This is a genomic window from Deinococcus indicus (assembly GCF_002198095.1).
GTDB classification, from domain to species: domain Bacteria; phylum Deinococcota; class Deinococci; order Deinococcales; family Deinococcaceae; genus Deinococcus; species Deinococcus caeni.
In genome coordinates this window covers 77,118-93,130 of record NZ_NHMK01000006.1, presented here as the reverse complement: position 1 = coordinate 93,130, position 16,013 = coordinate 77,118, and the positions used below count along the sequence as shown (strand labels likewise).

The window sequence follows — 16,013 nt, the reverse complement described above, 5'->3', positions numbered from 1 at the left end:
GACTGAACTTTGCGTTACCGCTGCTCCGGTTTTGATGCAGCGAGGGTTGGCTATGGTCAGTCGTGACGTGTCGTCTGAGGTCAGCGGAGGTCGGAGAGTCTGGTCGTCTGTGGTCATCGGAGGTCGGAGAGTCTGGTCATCAGGAGTCAGTCGCGCGTGTACGCTCGAGGTTCGTGGACTGAACTTCGCATCACCCCTGCTCCAGTTCTGATGCAGCGAGGGTCGGCGGTGATCAGTCGAGGCGTGTCGTCTGCGGTCAGCGGAGGTCGGAGAGTCTGGTCATCAGGGGTCAGTCGCGTGTGGATGTTCGAGGTTCATGGACTGAACTTTGCATCACCGCTGCTCCGGTTTTGATGCAGCGAGGGTCGGCCGTGGTCAGTCGTGACGTGTCGTCTGTGGTCAGTGGAGGTCGGAGGGTCTGGTCATCAGGGGTCAGTCGCGCGTGGATGTTCGAGGTTCGTGGACTGAACTTTGCGTCACCGCTGCTCCGGTTCTGATGCAGCGAGGGTCGGCGGTGGGCAGTCGAGGCGTGTCGTCTGAGGTCAGCGGAGGTCGGAGAGTCTGGTCATCAGGGGTCAGTCGCGCGTGGATGTTCGAGGTTCGTGGACTGAACTTTGCGTCACCGCTGCTCCGGTTCTGATGCCGCGAGGGTCGGCCGTGGTCGGTCGAGGCGTGTCGTCTGAGGTCCGGTTCAGGTGCTCGTCAGGGTTCCGGGTGACTGCCCGGTGTCTGTTCCCGGAGGCTGAAAGTGGCAGGAGAGTCTGGTCGGTCGAGCTTGGTCGCGCGTCCACTTCAGTGGCCGGTGGACTTCATGACGGCTCCTCCGTATCCCGGTGGGGGACGCTGTGAAAGGCGGCCGAGGCCTGGTCGGGGATCATGTTCGGGCGTCGGCTGGGGCTCCGGATGATCCTGTGCTGTCCGCCTTGCGGAACTGAAGCGGGCCGAAAAGCCGGAAAGTCGGACCGCCGTGAGTCGATCCGGCATCAACCTTGCGGCCCGGCTGTGCTTCGGATGTCCGCCCGGCGTTCGGCGTGGGAGACCGAAAGAGGCTGGTCGGTCCGGTCCTTCAGGATCGGCTGCGCGTCAGCTCGTGATGCCCGCCGGCACTCCGGATGACCCTTCACCGCCCGGCCCGCGACCCTCAAGGAGGCCGGTGGGTCTGGTCGGTCAGGGTCCGTCACGCGCTGGGCTCATGGGTCGGTGGGCTTCGTCGTCCTGATGCGAGGTCCTGCGAGAACCTGTTGCGACTCCCTGCGATAGCTCGGCCGGGTATCGGATTCAGGAAGTGGCGGGCTTCACTTCCGACTTCCTGCCTGCCCTTGCGTGACGCCAGGAGGGCGTGACGAAGGAGCCGCGCGCCGTTTCGCGTGTCACGTTCAGGTGCCGTCCGGGCTGCCCGGCGACTTCTCGCGGAGTTGGAAGTGGAGGAGGAAGCCTGGTCGTGCGGGTTCCTGGAGGCCCGTCGTCCCTTGGGTTCAGGTGCCGTCCGGGCTGCCCGGCGACCTCTCGCGGGTCGGAAGGCAAAGGGGGAGCCTGGTCGTGCGGGTTCCTGGAGGCCCGTCGCCCCTCGGGTTCAGGTGCCGTCCGGGTTGCCCGGTGATCTTTCGCGCGTCGGCCTGCGGAGCCGGGAAGGCCCGCCACAACCGGCCGGTTGTGTGATTCGCTCGGGTGTCGGCTGGGCTGGTGGTGGTTTCCTGCGTCCCAACCTCAGGCCCGTCGCGGTCCGGAGTATCTGTGGCGGCTGGTGGTGTGACAGAGCACGCTCAGTGTTGAGGACTTCTCGGGCGACGACATGCACTCGATCGCTCCCGTCGACACCTGAAGGCCATGCCCTGGCCGGGATGTTTTCGTGGCGTTCCGGTCGTTATGGTCTTCGTGCCCGTAGGCAATGCACCGGCAAACTGCTCTCTGTCGGTTCTTCTGGGACAGGCACCTGCAGGCTTCGAGGTGTATGTCGCGGGAACCCGGATCACTTCTGGCGCTGTGTATGGCAGGTGTCGAGTCGTGGAAGGTGTGCTGCATGTGCGCAGGTGCTGGGCGCCGCTGGGGCCAGTTGCCTGGGGCGGCATAGCAGAGGCGGGATGCGGACGGAGGTGATCAGGGCTGGGTCAATGCCCTGCTGTGTGGGGGCTGCGCGGATCTGTGGTACGGATGCTGCTTGTTTCGCTGCCTATCCGGGACTTCACCGGATGGTCAGCTCAGCGTCCGGAGGGGCGTTTCTCTACTTGTCGCTTCGCTCGGATTGAACGGTCTGTACAGCCCTTTTGATCGGAGTTCTTATGGCATGTACGCGTGCGTGGTTATCGCTGCAGGCGTGAGCGGAGGCATTCAGGAATGCCAGCGCATGCCACTCTGATAGTGATGGCAGCGAGCAGCTGGCCGTTTCCTTCCGTGTTTATCGCGTTGTTGGTAGTCGGGAGGGATCGTTCTCACTGTTTTCAGGAGGGTGGTTTACCCCTCAAGAATCGTTCGAGGGGCCTTCTCGTGGCTCCTGTGAGCTTGGGGATGATTTCTGGTATGGAACGCCCTCAAGAGAAGGTTGCCAGCTGAACCCGAAGGAGCGCCACCTGGTTGTCGCACGTCCCCATCGTTAGGGCGCGGGCCGCCTCGGCGCGGAGTAGCGTGGCGTCCAGCGCTTCCACCTCAAGAACGTCGCCGAGTTTCCGATACTCCCCCGCGTCCAGGCGGTTGCCGTACACCACTCTCAGGGACCGCACGGTTTCCTGAGCCCGTTCTATCGCGGACCGCCTCGCGAATCGCTCGCGCGCCGCCTGATCCGGGTTGGCTTCGGCTTCCAGCAGGCGCGGCGGCGCAGCCACCTGTGTTCTCACGGCGACCTGTTGCCGGGCAGGCGGTGGCCGGTAATCGTTCGGCGGGCGGATGAAACTCACGAAGAAGCCGGGTCCCGGTACCTTTTTGCCTGCGATGAGCTGTTCCACTTCATCCAGTCGCTCTCGTACAGTGTCCACACCGAGGGATTCCATCAGGGGCAGCGAACGCTTCTCGGAAGCCCGGTGCAGGAGGGTCATGCTGCTGATGTTATGTGTTATTAGAGAAAAATAAAAACTAAGGTTGTCAACAACAAGGGATTCAAAAAAATCTATCCCAGAGGGCAAAAAACGGTTCTATTCCTCAAAGTGTCCGTGGGTTTTGACCGAATTTCCCCCGAAGTGCCCGCAGGTTCTGAAGCCCAATTCCCCAAAGTGTCCGTGCGGTTGGTCGCCCGATCCCTCCATGCGTCCGTGGAGTTCGCCTCTCGACTCCCCAAAGTGTCCGTAGATCGCCCTGCGATGGTTTTTCAGGCTTCGCTTGAGCTGTTCTGTACGGGAAAAGGCGACCAATACGGTGTGCAAGGGTGTTTGTGTGTTGTCTGCCCTGAGTTAATACTTGTCCTCTTTCGCCCCAAAGTGTCCGCAGGTCCTGAGGCCAAATTTCCCAAAGTGTCCGCTCTGGGAACAGGAGAAGATGTCGACGTGCTGCGCACGTTTTTTGGGGCTTTCCCTCAAAGTGTCCGTGAGGCGTTCCCCCAAAGTGTCCGTGGGTTGTGAGATTTGCTGACGGCGCCTGGCGGCCGGTGTTGCTGGTGCCTGCCAGACTTGCGGGTCCAGCCGTTGCTGCCGCCTGTCCATGATGCGGAGTGTAAGTGTGGCGGGTTTTTCTGAGTGGGGCCTGGCTATAACGCTTCGTTAACGCTGGATGGTGCAGAGTGCTGACGTGCCGAACTTCCATGCTCTGTATCGTGGCGCCGCGCGGTCATGTCTCTCCTTTGGCGAAGGGTCGTGCTGTTCGGGACAAGCGTGTGTGCGTCCAGGACAGCCGGTTCGAAGTGGTTTCCCCGAAGGGAGGTATTCATTGGACGGGGCTGACGTCTGTCGGTCTTCATGAGATTAAGTGTGCGTGCAGACGTTCTGCCCCGGTGGTAATCTGCGTTCGTGAAGGTGCCGTTCATGTTCCGTCTATCCAGATTTCATGTAGCTGTCTGGTTAGTCATGAATGCCCTGCTCTCGCCTGTGGAACGTGCGCTATCCGGTCCTTATGTACGGCAGGCGCCTGCGTGAGCGCTTCCGTATGTGCCGCCCGGAGTCGATGTCTCATCAACCATCCGCTCGCTGCATGCCCGCATCGGGTCTGCTGACCTGCGGTTCTGCCCTATCTGTCATTGAATTCTGAATCAAGGAGAAGACCATGCCTCACCGCAGCCTGCACTCCAACGCCCAGCCCATGAACGTCGCCGTGATCGGCACCGGGTACGTGGGCCTCGGCACCGCCGCCCTTCTCGCGCACATCGGACACACCGTGACCGGTATCGATATCAGCGAGGAGAAGATCGCCATGCTCCAGCGGGCCGAGGTGCCCATCCACGAACCCGGCCTGGACGCCCTGCTCGCCAGCGTGCAGAGCCGCCTGACCTGGACGACCAGTTACGACGCGGTGGCCGCGGCGGACGTGGTGTTCATCTGCGTCGGTACGCCCCCCGGCCCCGACGGTACGCCGGACCTGCAGTACGTCGTGAGTGCCGCTGCGAGTATCGCCCCGCACCTGAACGGGCACACGCAGGTCATCGTGAACAAGAGCACCGTGCCCATCGGCACCGGGGATTACGTGACGCGGCTGCTCGAGGAGAACTCCGTGACCTTCCACGCGGAACGGCACGCGGTTGTCAGTAATCCCGAGTTCCTGCGGGAAGGAACCGCGCTGCATGACAGTCTGTACCCGGACCGGATCGTGCTCGGCGGCAGCCCGGACGCCGTGGCCCACATGACGCGCCTGTACGCCCCGCTGATCGAGCAGACGTTCGTCGCGCCCGCCAGCGCCCCGCGCCCGGAAACGTACACCCGCCCTGCGGTCGTGAAGACCACCCTGCAGAGCGCCGAGATGATCAAGTACGCCGCGAACGCCTTCCTGGCCCTGAAGATCAGCTTCGCGAACGAGATCGCGGGTCTGAGCGAACGCGTCGGCGCGGACATCGAGGAAGTCATGACCGGCATCGGCATGGACACCCGCATCGGCAGCCGCTTCCTGAACGCCGGCCTCGGCTGGGGCGGCAGCTGCTTCGGCAAGGACACCCAGGGTCTGATCAGCGCTGGACGGGAACATAACTACGACATGCCCATCCTGCAGGCCGCCGTCACCGTCAACTACCGCCAGCGGCAGGACGTCCTGCAGAAACTCATCCGGCAACTGCGGACCCTCAAAGGCAAACGCATCGGCGTGCTCGGCATGGCCTTCAAACCCGACACGGACGACCTGCGCGACGCGCCCGCCCACGACCTCATCGAGCGCCTGCACGGGCTCGGCGCGACCGTCGTCGCACACGATCCCATCGCCATGCCCCGCGCCAGCCGCGAATGGGCGCACCTGACGTACCACGAGGCGGGCAGCGTCGAGCAGGTCTTCGACCGGGCCGACGCTATCATCGTCGCCACCGAGTGGACCGACTACCGCACCCTCGACTGGAACGCCCTGACGCCCCGCATGCGCCGCCCGCTGATCATCGACGCCCGTAACATCATCCGTAACCCCATCGACGCCCAGGTCGAACAGATCGGCCGTGACGCACCAGCCGCGGAAGAGTTCACAATGGATACCAGCCTATGACCACACCCGAATCCCAACCCGTCCCCAGCACCGCCACTAGCCACCCGCTGCGCATCCTGATCACCGGCAGCGCCGGCTTCGTCGGCAGTCACCTCGTCGAACGCTTCCTGAACGAAGGGCACACCGTCATCGGCGTGGACAACTACATCAGCGGACAGGTCAGCAACACCGACCTGTTCCGCGACCACCCGCGCTTCACGTTCATTGAGGCCGATGTCAGCCATGGCATCCCGTACACCGGCGAGAAACTCGACTGGGTCATGCACTTCGCCAGCCCAGCCAGCCCCCCCCACTACCAGCAGTTCCCGGTCGAGACGCTGATGGTCGGCGCGCAGGGCACGCAGAACGGCCTGGAACTCGCGCACGCGCACGGCGCCGGGTTCTTCCTGGCGAGCACCAGCGAGGTGTACGGCGACCCGCACGTTCACCCGCAGCCTGAGACGTACTGGGGGAACGTGAACCCCATCGGCGTGCGCTCCTGCTACGACGAGGCCAAACGCTATGCCGAGGCAATCACCATGGCGTACCACCGCAGTCGCGGCGTGAACACCCGCATCATCCGCATCTTCAACACCTACGGCCCTCGCATGCGCCCCGACGACGGCCGCGTGATCACCAACTTCGTCCACCAGGCCCTGCGCGGCGAGCCCCTGACCGTGTACGGCGACGGCAGCCAGACCAGAAGCTTCCAGTACATCGACGATCTGGTAGAAGGAATCAGCCGACTGATGATGGTGAAGTACCACGAGCCAGTGAATCTAGGAAATCCGGATGAATTTACGATGATTGAATTGGCAAGCAAGACCATGAATCTTGTAGAAAGTAAGATTGACTTGGTCAATCTGGACCTGCCAGCAGATGACCCAAAGCAAAGAAGACCCGATATTGGGTTAGCATGGAAGATTATAAAGTGGCGTCCGTTAAAGGGTATAGACAGCGGATTAAATAGAGTTTTTGATGAACAGAAAATAAAGTCGTGAACAGCGGTTTTTTAAAAAGCAGGCTCGCGGGTGAGTCATCTTGGATGTTTTTAAGTTTATTGTTCCGTGTCTGCATTCAAATGGTATATTTTATTTTTTTGGCGCGATCACTGGGCAGTAGTCAGTATGGCGCATTTGCATCTACTATAGCCTTCGTTTCCGTATTTGCGCCTTTTGCAGGTATTGGCACTGGCAACCTATTGGTGAAAAATGTTGCTGCTGATCCAAATTCCTTCTCCAGATCTTGGGGGAGTGCATTACTCATCACTTTGATCAGCGCAATTTGCATATCTATAATCGTTTTTATAGCTTTTGCCACACTATTTAGTGATCAGGTAAGTTGGATTTTGCTTTCCTGTATCATACTTAGTGAACTATTTTTTTCTAGGCTGATAGATATATCTAGCCAAGCATTTCAAGCATTTAAGATAATAAAAACCTCGGCATTAATACAGATTATCCCTTCTCTATTACGTTTTTTAGCAATACTATTTTTCTTCTTGGTAACTGACAACAAAAATATTGATATTTGGTCGATTCTGTTCTTAGTATCTACAATCATGAGTAGCATGGTATCGCTGTGGTTGGTCAGATCTACTCTAGGCTGGGGTAATCTGCAAATAGGTGGGTTTGCCAGAGATTACAAAGAAGGACTGGCTTTTTCAATCAGTTTGAGCTCTCAAAATATTTATAACGATATCGATAAAACAATGCTGTCAAAAATGTCTAATTATGAATCGGCAGGAGTATACTCGGCCGCGTATAGAGTTATGGATGTTGCTTTTACTCCTATAAAAAGCATATTTTTTGCTTCCTATGCCCGATTTTTCGAGTCTGGGTCTAAGGGAATTACGGGGACAATAGATTTTGCGAAGAAGATTTCACCGATAATTTTGGCGTTGAGTGGTGCAATTATACTACTGCTAAATACCATCTCACCCTTGGTCCCGTCTATTTTTGGAGATGATTTTTCTGAGTCCGCACTAATTTTGAGAATCTTGAGTTTAGTAATATTTTTCCGATCAATTAACTATCTCCTTGCGGATTCGCTAACAGGTGCTGGATATCAGAAGCAGCGCTCAGTAGTGCAGTTTGTCGGATGTATTGTAAACATCGGTCTAAATCTAGTTCTGATACCTTACAGTGGTGCTAAGGGGGCTGCCTTTGCTTCTGTGGTAACAGAGACTACAATCTTTCTTCTTTTGCTCTACATTATGATACGTAAAGCTAGATTTGAAAGGCAAAAATGAAAAGTAAAATAGCAAGATTTACGTATTTTACTGTAATTGCTACGTTGTTTTTGCAGTCAATCGGCTATTTCACAGAGGATATAGAAAGAATCGGGCTTGAAAAGCCGAGGTTGGCCCTTCTTTTTTATATGTGCACCGTATTCAACTTACTCTATCTCATAAATTTAGCAATGATCGTTAAAGAAGGGAAGGCGCTGTTGATTATAATGGTGTCAGCAACAATTTCTCTATTGATTTCTTGCCTAATTGAAGGCGGAAGCTTAGTTGGGGCATACATCTTTATTACACAGATTTTAATGGCTAGATATTTATCCCTATATTCTGATAGAGTGGTGCGCAGCGTTTTGATCATACTCGTTGCTGCTATTTTTTTATCGGCTCTGACTGCCATATATAATCCACTGGTCGGAACTACGATAGATAACATTAATCAGCAGTGGAAAGGTTTGTTGTCTCACAAAAATCGTCTTGGTGGCTTGGCCGCTTTTGGATTACTGGCATCTATCATGCTACATAGAGAGGCGCTCGTAGTAAGATTCGTACTGTTCGCAATATCCGCTATCTGCCTGCTGGAGAGTCAATCTTCAGGTGCTTTGATCGTCTCGCTTTCCGTAATAATAATTTACATGGCCTCGCTGTACTTGAAAAGAGCGGTTTTCAACTATTTCTTGCTTGTATCCGTAGTTTTTACTGCTTTATCTATTACTGTTTCTGACGAGATATTATCTACCTCTTTATCGTACTTTGGTAGGGATACGACACTCACAGGTCGGATTCCTTTATGGAATGAGATTTTTTCAAATGGATATATTAATTTGTTTGGATACGGCTTTAATAATTTCTGGAACCCTCAGAGGCAGAGTTTTTCTTTGATAGCAAGCGCAATTGGTTGGCAGCCTTTTTACTCACACAATGGATATATTGAGTTAATGATTGTATTTGGTTGGCCTACAGCGTTAATTCTCGTTGCGTTTATAATGAGGGCGTTTACTCTGTCCTTTGTTTTGAATAGACATACCTCGGAATCAATGATCATCCTATTCTTTTTATTATATAATTGGTCGGAAGCCTCTATGAGTCAATATGACAGCCCTTTGTTAATACTACTCTTTCTATTTGTTTTTATATCAAGAAGAAATATTAAGGCACACGGCTTAAAATATAGGGAGGCAACTAATGTTGATAAGTGAGCCAGTTATACACTTTTACAGAGAAAATTACCTGAATTTTAGCGAAAGATTTATTTATGATCAATTGCACCAGTCGAGTAAAGGTGCAAAGTTATTCGCTCTAAGTAAAACACATAAATCATTCAGCCAACCTGAAGATAAGGTCTTTATCTTAAATATTAATAAAGGACTATTGCAATTATTTAGAGCGCTTGGATTTATGTACCCATCAGCATGGTTTAGAAGCTTGGTGAAGTGCGATATATTACACATACACTTTGGATTTGATGCCTATTACCTCATTAGGGTATTGAGTAATTTCGATTTTAAGTTAGTTGTTACTTTCCACGGCTATGATATAAATAGAAAGGAATCGTCTAACTTCTGGTTCAGATTTTACAGGAAGAATATTAGTGAAGTATTTGAGAGGGCTGATAAGATAGTAGCCGTTTCTAAATTTATTGAGAAGCAGTTACTACTGAATGGATGCCCGAAAGATAAAATTGTAGTCTCATATATTGGTATCCCTATATCTAGCCAAGAGCCAATCGAGTACTCAGATAAAGATACGACGATCTTGTTCGTAGGTAGACTGGAGCCAGTCAAAGGATGCGAATACTTAATTCGCGCCGCCGCTGACATCCAAAGGAACTACCCTAGTATCATGCTGAAAGTCATTGGCAATGGCTCTCAAAGAGAAATGCTTGAAAAATTGGCAGAGGATCTGAACTGCCAATGCATGTTCATCGGGGAACTGGACAATATCTCCGTTAGAGACGAAATGCGTCGCGCTCTAGTATTATGTAGTCCTAGCGTTCCTCTAGAAAACGGAGAATGTGAAGCACTTGGGATGGTCTGCTTAGAGAGCCAAACTATGGGCACTCCTGTAGTAGCATTCGATGTTGGTGGAATACCCGAAACGATCCCGCCTAGTCTAAATTCACAGCTGGTAAAGGATATAGACTATAAATCATTAGGAGATGTGATACTAAGCGTCATAACTGATAGTGATGGATATAGCATCCGCGTAAAAGAGGGAAAGAAATTTGTTGACGAAAAATTTGACATAAAAGTCTGCAATGAGGAAAGAAATACAATTTATGGTTCGATACTATGAATGATTTAAACATTGGAGTGGTCATAACCACACACAACAGGCCATTAGAGGTAGTGAGGGCAATTGAATCTGTACTAAGCCAAACATTGATTTGTAAGAGCATTGTTGTTGTAATTGACGGCCGCAAAGAGCCATACCTAGACGTGATTAACTCGTATAGATCGGGTGTTAAATTCATTTTCGTTGGATACTCTGATACAATTATATCCCCGAGAAATGCAGGTGTTTTAGCGATAGAGGGCGAAGTTGATTATATTGCCTTCTTGGACGATGATGACTATTGGCTCAGCAATAAGTTAGAGAGAGTAGCTCTTGCAATCAAAAATGAGGAGTATCCTGATGTTATAAGCCATAAGGTATTTGTTAATGGAGGGAAAGTGGTTTGGCCTCGAAGAATTCTAAGAAGTAGAGAGTCAGTAGCTGAGTATCTTTTCATGCGTCCATCTTTGAGATCTGGAGATACATTCATGCAAACTTCGACCCTAACTGTCAAAAGGGCGTCATTTCTAGAGGTCAGATTCGATGATTGTCTGAAAAAACATCAAGACTGGGATTTTGTTATACGAATGGACAAAAAAGGGTTTAAATTCCTTCAGATTGATGAGATTCTGGGCATATACACGGTGAATCTTGGCGTTCATTCGATTAGTAAGGTGTCTAATATTGATCTTTCGCTAGAATGGGGTAAAAAGGTGCTGGGTGATGAACAGCCGATTATCTTGCCAGATTTTAGATTAACTGTAATTTCCTCACAGTATGTGGCCAGCAAGAATCTTTTAGGATTGATTCGTAATTTAGCTCGCGCTTTTATGCCTATACGAAGTTATTATTTTTCAATAGCGGCTAAATATATAATCCGATTGTTGATTTCATATGTATGGGAGAGAAAATGAAAATCGCGGTTGTTATATCTGCATTCTATCCATGTACTGATTATGGGGGCCCAGTTTCTGTTGCACGTGGACACATAAAAGAATTGAAAAGCGAGCATCGGTTTACCATATTGACGTCTAATTTAGGTTCTTTGTCGAAAAAGAGCTTTGTTTCTTCTGAAAAAATACATGCCTGCGAGATAGACGGCTTTCAGGTCCTTTATTACAAAAGTAGGCTTTTGTTCGGCAAATTTAGTGGCCTATCTAGCATCAATTTTGCTTTTGATGCTATTAAAACGATTAAAAAATTTGACGTTGTACACATACACTTTGCGAGGGAATTCTTCCCTTTTGTATCTGCTGTAGCGTGTATTATTTTGAATAAGCCGTATATATTGCAAACTCACGGCATGATAAATCCTAAGCCCAGTATATTTTACAAAGTTTTTGATAAAATTACGGCCTTTATAATGAGATCAGCCTATGCTGTTTTGTATCTACAGGAAGTAGAAAGAGATCGGTTGCGTACACTATCTTCAAGCAACCTAGTCGAGCTAATGAATGGCATTGAGCCGAGCGTAAATTCTAAGACGTCTAATGAGATTTTAGATAAAGATATTCACAATATACTATTTTTAGCCCGCCTGCACCCCAGAAAACGCGTCGAATTATTTGTTAGAATCATCAAATTATTAAAAGAAAAAGGCCTAAGTATAAATGCGAGGATAGTTGGCCCAGACGAGGGCGATTTGAAAAATGCTGAAAAGCTGATATCTGAACTATCCCTTGATTCAATCATTACTATATGTGGCTCGGCTGATAGCAGACAGGTGATTCAGCATTACGAATGGGCGGATGTGTTATTAGTTACCTCTCAAGAGGAGCCCTTTCCGATGACGGTTCTTGAAGCAATGGCGAACTCTGTGCCTGTAGTGATCACAACGGAGGTTCAAAACCACAGTTTACTTAATGCAAGTGGCTCAGTCTTATTGATTGATGACAAAGATATGGACAAAGCAATAGATGAAATAATAGACTTATTATTGAATCGCAAAAAAAAGTTGAATATAATAAACAATGCCCAAAATCTCATAAATAGAGATCTTAGTTTAGTAAAAATAGCACAAAAACTGAACGATATCTACCATATGGGGGTAAGTTAACATGGAGAGAGTTATTGATCTCAGTAAGTCAAAGAATGCAAAGTCGATTAGGGGCAAAACAAAACTGTATGAAATGATTTGGATGTTGTTTGAAATATTTTTCGTCACTAACCCTATGCAATTTAGTTCTCGTATAAGAATCATGGCCCTCAGGAAATTTGGGGCCAAAATCGGGAAGAATGTCATATACCGTCAAAGGACGAGGGTAAAATATCCCTGGAAACTTGAAATTGGAGATAACTGCTGGATAGGTGAAGGAGTATGGTTACATAATCAAGGCAAATTGATCATAGGTAATGATGTAGTTATCTCGCAGGAATCTTTTATAACTACAGGATCTCACGATACTAAGCATTCCATGGATTTGATTGTGCGAGACGTTATTATTGAATCGGGCGCTTGGATTACCTCTAGATGTATTGTACTGTCTGGGGTTAAAATTGGTAAAAACTCTATAATAACTCCAGGCAGCGTCGTCAACAAAAGTACGGAGGCCGGCAATATTTACGGTGGAAACCCAATAAAATTTATAAAGGAAAGGGAAGTAATATAAATGAAAATACTTTTACAATCAATATACTATGATAAAAGCTCTACTGGTATCGCTAAATATAGTGAAGAATTGGCAGATTGGCTGTCTGAACAAGGTCATTCCGTAGATGTAATATGTGCTGTTCCTCACTACCCAGACTGGAGGGCTCGCACAGGGATCAAAAATAAGTATTCTGCTGAAAGCAACGAGGGAGTTAGTATAGGCTACGTTCCTGTGCTATTGCCTAAGAATGGAGAAGTCAATGGTTTATATAGAGTAATGTATGAACTACTTTATACCATAAGCTCATTGAGGTGGTGGGGAAGATACTATCTTGACAAGCGTGAATACGATGCTGTCATGGCAATCCACCCTGTCCTTATCTCTATATTGCCCTCTATTTTATTTTCCAAGATTAGACGAATCCCGTTGATAATCCATGTGCAAGACTTACAGGTCGATGCCGCAGAGAAACTCAAGATTGTAAATAATCAGCTTTTGTTGAGAATATTAAAGCGCTTGGAGATACAAGTTTTAAGATCGGCTGACTATGTCACTACTATTAGTCACGTTATGGCTAAAAAGCTTTCGAAAAGAACCAAGAAGAACGTAGAGATGTTCCCAAATTGGTCTGACACCAATGAAATTCGTCCAAGTAGTAGAAGTGACGAAATGTGTGAACAACTTAATATCGAACACGATGCCATAGTTGTGATGTATTCGGGCAACATGGGGGACAAGCAGGGCTTAGAAATTGTCCTTGATGCGGCAAGTTTGATTAGGAAGGAACAAAAGGTAAAATTTGTAATGTGTGGAGATGGGGGTAGCAAGCAAAAACTGCAGGACTACTCGCGTAATTTATCATTGAATAACGTCATATTTATTCCTTTGCAGCCTCCGGAGAAGCTAAATGACCTGCTTGCTGCTGGGGATATCCATCTAATTATACAAAAGAAAGGCGCGGCAGATTTAGTTATGCCGTCCAAGCTAACTAATATAGCCGCTGCCGGTAGGCCAATGATAGTTACGGCCGATATGGGCACCACTCTATATGAAACTGTAAGTAATAATCAAATGGGTCTAATATCTGAACCGGAAAGCTCTGAAGGACTTGTATCGGCAATTATGAATTTAGTAGGCGAACCTCATAAAAGATCTATCATGGGATCCAACGGTCGAAAATTTGCTATAGATTTCCTTGAAAAAGAGGAGATACTATCTAGGTTTGAAAAAAGGCTTTTTGAAGTAACTAGACAAAAGAGAGGAAGAAAATGAAGACAGCAATACTTACAGGCATCACGGGTCAGGATGGGTCGTACCTGACGGAACTTCTGGTCGGTAAGGGTTACGAGGTTCACGGTATAATCCGCCGCGCCAGTACCTTCAACACGGACCGCATCGATCACCTCTACCGTGATCCGCACGAGACAGATACCCGCATGTTCCTGCATTACGGGGACCTGTCGGACTCCTCCGGCCTGCGGATGCTCATCGAGCGCATCCAGCCGGACGAGGTGTACAACCTGGGCGCGCAGTCTCACGTGAAGGTCAGTTACGACCAGCCCGAGTACACGGCGGACATCGTGGGCCTGGGCACCCTGCGTCTGCTGGAGGCGATCCGTGATTTCATGGAACGCACCGGGAAGCAGGTTCGTTTCTATCAGGCCAGCAGCAGCGAGATGTTCGGCGCGGCCAACCCCCCCCAGGGCCTGCACACGCCCTTCCACCCGCGCAGTCCCTACGCCGTCGCGAAGGTCTACTCGTACTGGCAGACCGTCAACCACCGCGAGGCGTTCGACATGTACGCCTGCAACGGTATCCTCTTCAACCATGAGTCCCCCCGACGCGGCGAGACCTTCGTGACCCGCAAGATCACCCGCGCGGTGGGCCGCATCAAGATGGGACTGCAGGACAAACTCTTCCTGGGCAACCTGGATGCCAAGCGCGACTGGGGCCACGCCCGCGACTACGTGGAAGCCATGTGGATGATGCTGCAACAGGAAGCGCCCCGCGATTACTGCATCGCCACCGGCGAGGCGTACAGCGTGCGCGAGTTCGCTCAGAAGGCGTTCGCGCAGGTGGGTCTGAACTACGAGGACTACGTGCAGGTCGATCCCCGGTACTTCCGCCCGGCGGAGGTGGATTACCTGCTCGGTGACGCGTCCGAGACGAACGCGGTGCTGGGCTGGACGCCGCGCACGAGCTTCGACGAGCTGGTGACCGAGATGGTCGAGCATGACCTGGAACTCGCCCGTCAGGAGAAGACCCTGCTGGACGCCGGGCATCAGGTGGCCCTGAAAGGCATCGGCAACACCTGATGACGGCGGCAGCGTGGGTGTCGGGTCCGCTGCCGCGTGACGCGCGGGTGTACGTCGCGGGGCACAACGGTCTGGTGGGGGGCGCAGTGCTGCGCCGCCTGCAAGCCGAGGGGTTCACGAATGTGATCACCCGGGCCAGCCGGGAGCTGGACCTGCGGGATCAGGCGGCGGTTCGGGCGTTCTTCGCGCAGGAGCGGCCGGAGTTCGTGTTCCTGGCGGCAGCGAAGGTGGGCGGCATCCTGGCGAACAGCACGTACCCGGCGCAGTTCCTGTACGACAATCTGATGATCGCCGCGAACGTGATCAACGCGGCGCACGAGTCGGGTGTCCGGAAGCTCCTAAACCTGGGCAGCAGTTGCATCTACCCCCGGCTGGCGCCGCAGCCGCTGCGAGAGGAAGCGCTGCTGACCGGCCCGCTGGAGGAAACGAACCGGGCGTACGCGGTGGCGAAGATCGCCGCGATCGAACTGTGCGACCATTACCGCACGCAGTACGGGTCGGATTTCATCAGTGGAATGCCCACGAACCTGTACGGGCCGGGGGACAACTTCGACCTGAAGGGGTCGCACGTGCTGCCGGCCCTGATGCGCAAGATGGTCGAGGCGAAAGAGGCGGGCGCGGCGACCGTGGAAGTCTGGGGAAGCGGCACGCCGCTGCGGGAATTCCTGTTCGTGGAGGACCTGGCCGACGCGTGCCTGTTCCTGATGGAGCAGGTGTCCGAGCCGGGGCCGATCAACGTGGGGACGGGCGTGGACCTGACCATCCGGGAACTGGCGGAACTGATCGCGGAGGTGGTGGGCTTCACGGGAGAACTGGTGTTCGATGCCAGCAAACCGGACGGCACGCCCCGCAAGCTGATGGACGTGTCGCGTCTGGCAGGCCTGGGCTGGTCGGCCCGCACGGATCTGCACAGCGGCGTGAGTCAGACCTACGACTGGTTCCTGCAGGAGCGGGCGGCGGGGAACATTCGCGGCTGACCGCATGGGTGCAAGGGAAACGCCGGTCGTCCTTTCC

At 51.7% G+C, this 16,013-nt stretch carries 12 protein-coding genes; 11 read left to right on the top strand and 1 reads right to left on the bottom strand.

Annotated features, from left to right (window positions below):
• Positions 1-2,528: 2,528 nt before the first annotated feature.
• Positions 2,529-3,029, bottom strand: a complete 501-nt coding sequence (locus CBQ26_RS01825) for a hypothetical protein (protein ID WP_088246899.1) — start codon at positions 3,027-3,029, stop codon at positions 2,529-2,531.
• A 1,156-nt stretch (positions 3,030-4,185) separates the two neighbouring features.
• Here CBQ26_RS01825 and CBQ26_RS01820 point away from each other — a divergent pair.
• The 11 genes from CBQ26_RS01820 to CBQ26_RS01770 all read left to right on the top strand — a co-directional run bounded on the left by CBQ26_RS01820 (position 4,186) and on the right by CBQ26_RS01770 (position 15,976).
• Complete coding sequence (locus tag CBQ26_RS01820; RefSeq protein ID WP_244897972.1) at positions 4,186-5,598, top strand: UDP-glucose dehydrogenase family protein; 1,413 nt, start codon at positions 4,186-4,188, stop codon at positions 5,596-5,598.
• Positions 5,595-6,578 (top strand): UDP-glucuronic acid decarboxylase family protein, encoded by a 984-nt coding sequence (locus CBQ26_RS01815; RefSeq protein WP_244897971.1) that lies wholly within the window; start codon positions 5,595-5,597, stop codon positions 6,576-6,578. The genes CBQ26_RS01820 and CBQ26_RS01815 overlap by 4 nt, the downstream gene beginning before the upstream one ends.
• Complete coding sequence (locus CBQ26_RS01810) at positions 6,575-7,828, top strand: oligosaccharide flippase family protein (RefSeq protein ID WP_143341917.1); 1,254 nt, start codon at positions 6,575-6,577, stop codon at positions 7,826-7,828. Before CBQ26_RS01815 ends, CBQ26_RS01810 begins: the two co-directional genes overlap by 4 nt.
• A gap of 170 nt (positions 7,829-7,998) precedes the next feature.
• Positions 7,999-9,018 (top strand): O-antigen ligase family protein, encoded by a 1,020-nt coding sequence (locus tag CBQ26_RS01805; protein WP_172417873.1) that lies wholly within the window; start codon positions 7,999-8,001, stop codon positions 9,016-9,018.
• Positions 9,005-10,114 carry a glycosyltransferase gene (locus tag CBQ26_RS21185; protein ID WP_143341915.1) on the top strand — a complete coding sequence of 370 codons (1,110 nt, stop codon included), beginning with the start codon at positions 9,005-9,007 and terminating at the stop codon, positions 10,112-10,114. Before CBQ26_RS01805 ends, CBQ26_RS21185 begins: the two co-directional genes overlap by 14 nt.
• Positions 10,111-11,007, top strand: a complete 897-nt coding sequence (locus CBQ26_RS01795) for a glycosyltransferase family 2 protein (RefSeq protein ID WP_088246897.1) — start codon at positions 10,111-10,113, stop codon at positions 11,005-11,007. The genes CBQ26_RS21185 and CBQ26_RS01795 overlap by 4 nt, the downstream gene beginning before the upstream one ends.
• On the top strand, positions 11,004-12,149 hold the full coding sequence (locus CBQ26_RS21180) for a glycosyltransferase (protein ID WP_172417872.1): 1,146 nt from the start codon (positions 11,004-11,006) through the stop codon (positions 12,147-12,149). The genes CBQ26_RS01795 and CBQ26_RS21180 overlap by 4 nt, the downstream gene beginning before the upstream one ends.
• A gap of 142 nt (positions 12,150-12,291) precedes the next feature.
• Positions 12,292-12,702, top strand: a complete 411-nt coding sequence (locus CBQ26_RS01785; RefSeq protein ID WP_216360333.1) for an LbetaH domain-containing protein — start codon at positions 12,292-12,294, stop codon at positions 12,700-12,702.
• Positions 12,703-13,956 (top strand): WcaI family glycosyltransferase, encoded by a 1,254-nt coding sequence (locus CBQ26_RS01780; protein WP_088246906.1) that lies wholly within the window; start codon positions 12,703-12,705, stop codon positions 13,954-13,956.
• The gene (gmd, locus tag CBQ26_RS01775; RefSeq protein WP_088246895.1) at positions 13,953-14,999 is read left to right on the top strand and encodes a GDP-mannose 4,6-dehydratase; all 1,047 of its coding nucleotides are present in this window, start codon (positions 13,953-13,955) and stop codon (positions 14,997-14,999) included. The genes CBQ26_RS01780 and gmd overlap by 4 nt, the downstream gene beginning before the upstream one ends.
• Entirely contained in the window at positions 14,999-15,976 is a 978-nt protein-coding gene (locus CBQ26_RS01770) for a GDP-L-fucose synthase family protein (RefSeq protein WP_143341912.1), read from the top strand. Before gmd ends, CBQ26_RS01770 begins: the two co-directional genes overlap by 1 nt.
• Positions 15,977-16,013 lie beyond the last annotated feature (37 nt).

What these genes read in the sequence shown, in the direction of transcription:
- CBQ26_RS01820 (WP_244897972.1), top strand. Translation starts at nt 4,186, where the DNA reads ATGCCTCACCGCAGCCTGCACTCCAACGCCCAGCCCATGAACGTCGCC.
- CBQ26_RS01815 (WP_244897971.1), top strand. Translation starts at nt 5,595, where the DNA reads ATGACCACACCCGAATCCCAACCCGTCCCCAGCACCGCCACTAGCCAC.
- CBQ26_RS01780 (WP_088246906.1), top strand. Translation starts at nt 12,703, where the DNA reads ATGAAAATACTTTTACAATCAATATACTATGATAAAAGCTCTACTGGT.
- CBQ26_RS21180 (WP_172417872.1), top strand. Translation starts at nt 11,004, where the DNA reads ATGAAAATCGCGGTTGTTATATCTGCATTCTATCCATGTACTGATTAT.
- CBQ26_RS01825 (WP_088246899.1), bottom strand. Translation starts at nt 3,029, where the DNA reads ATGACCCTCCTGCACCGGGCTTCCGAGAAGCGTTCGCTGCCCCTGATG.
- CBQ26_RS01785 (WP_216360333.1), top strand. Translation starts at nt 12,292, where the DNA reads ATGGCCCTCAGGAAATTTGGGGCCAAAATCGGGAAGAATGTCATATAC.
- gmd (WP_088246895.1), top strand. Translation starts at nt 13,953, where the DNA reads ATGAAGACAGCAATACTTACAGGCATCACGGGTCAGGATGGGTCGTAC.
- CBQ26_RS21185 (WP_143341915.1), top strand. Translation starts at nt 9,005, where the DNA reads ATGTTGATAAGTGAGCCAGTTATACACTTTTACAGAGAAAATTACCTG.
- CBQ26_RS01805 (WP_172417873.1), top strand. Translation starts at nt 7,999, where the DNA reads ATGATCGTTAAAGAAGGGAAGGCGCTGTTGATTATAATGGTGTCAGCA.
- CBQ26_RS01770 (WP_143341912.1), top strand. Translation starts at nt 14,999, where the DNA reads ATGACGGCGGCAGCGTGGGTGTCGGGTCCGCTGCCGCGTGACGCGCGG.
- CBQ26_RS01795 (WP_088246897.1), top strand. Translation starts at nt 10,111, where the DNA reads ATGAATGATTTAAACATTGGAGTGGTCATAACCACACACAACAGGCCA.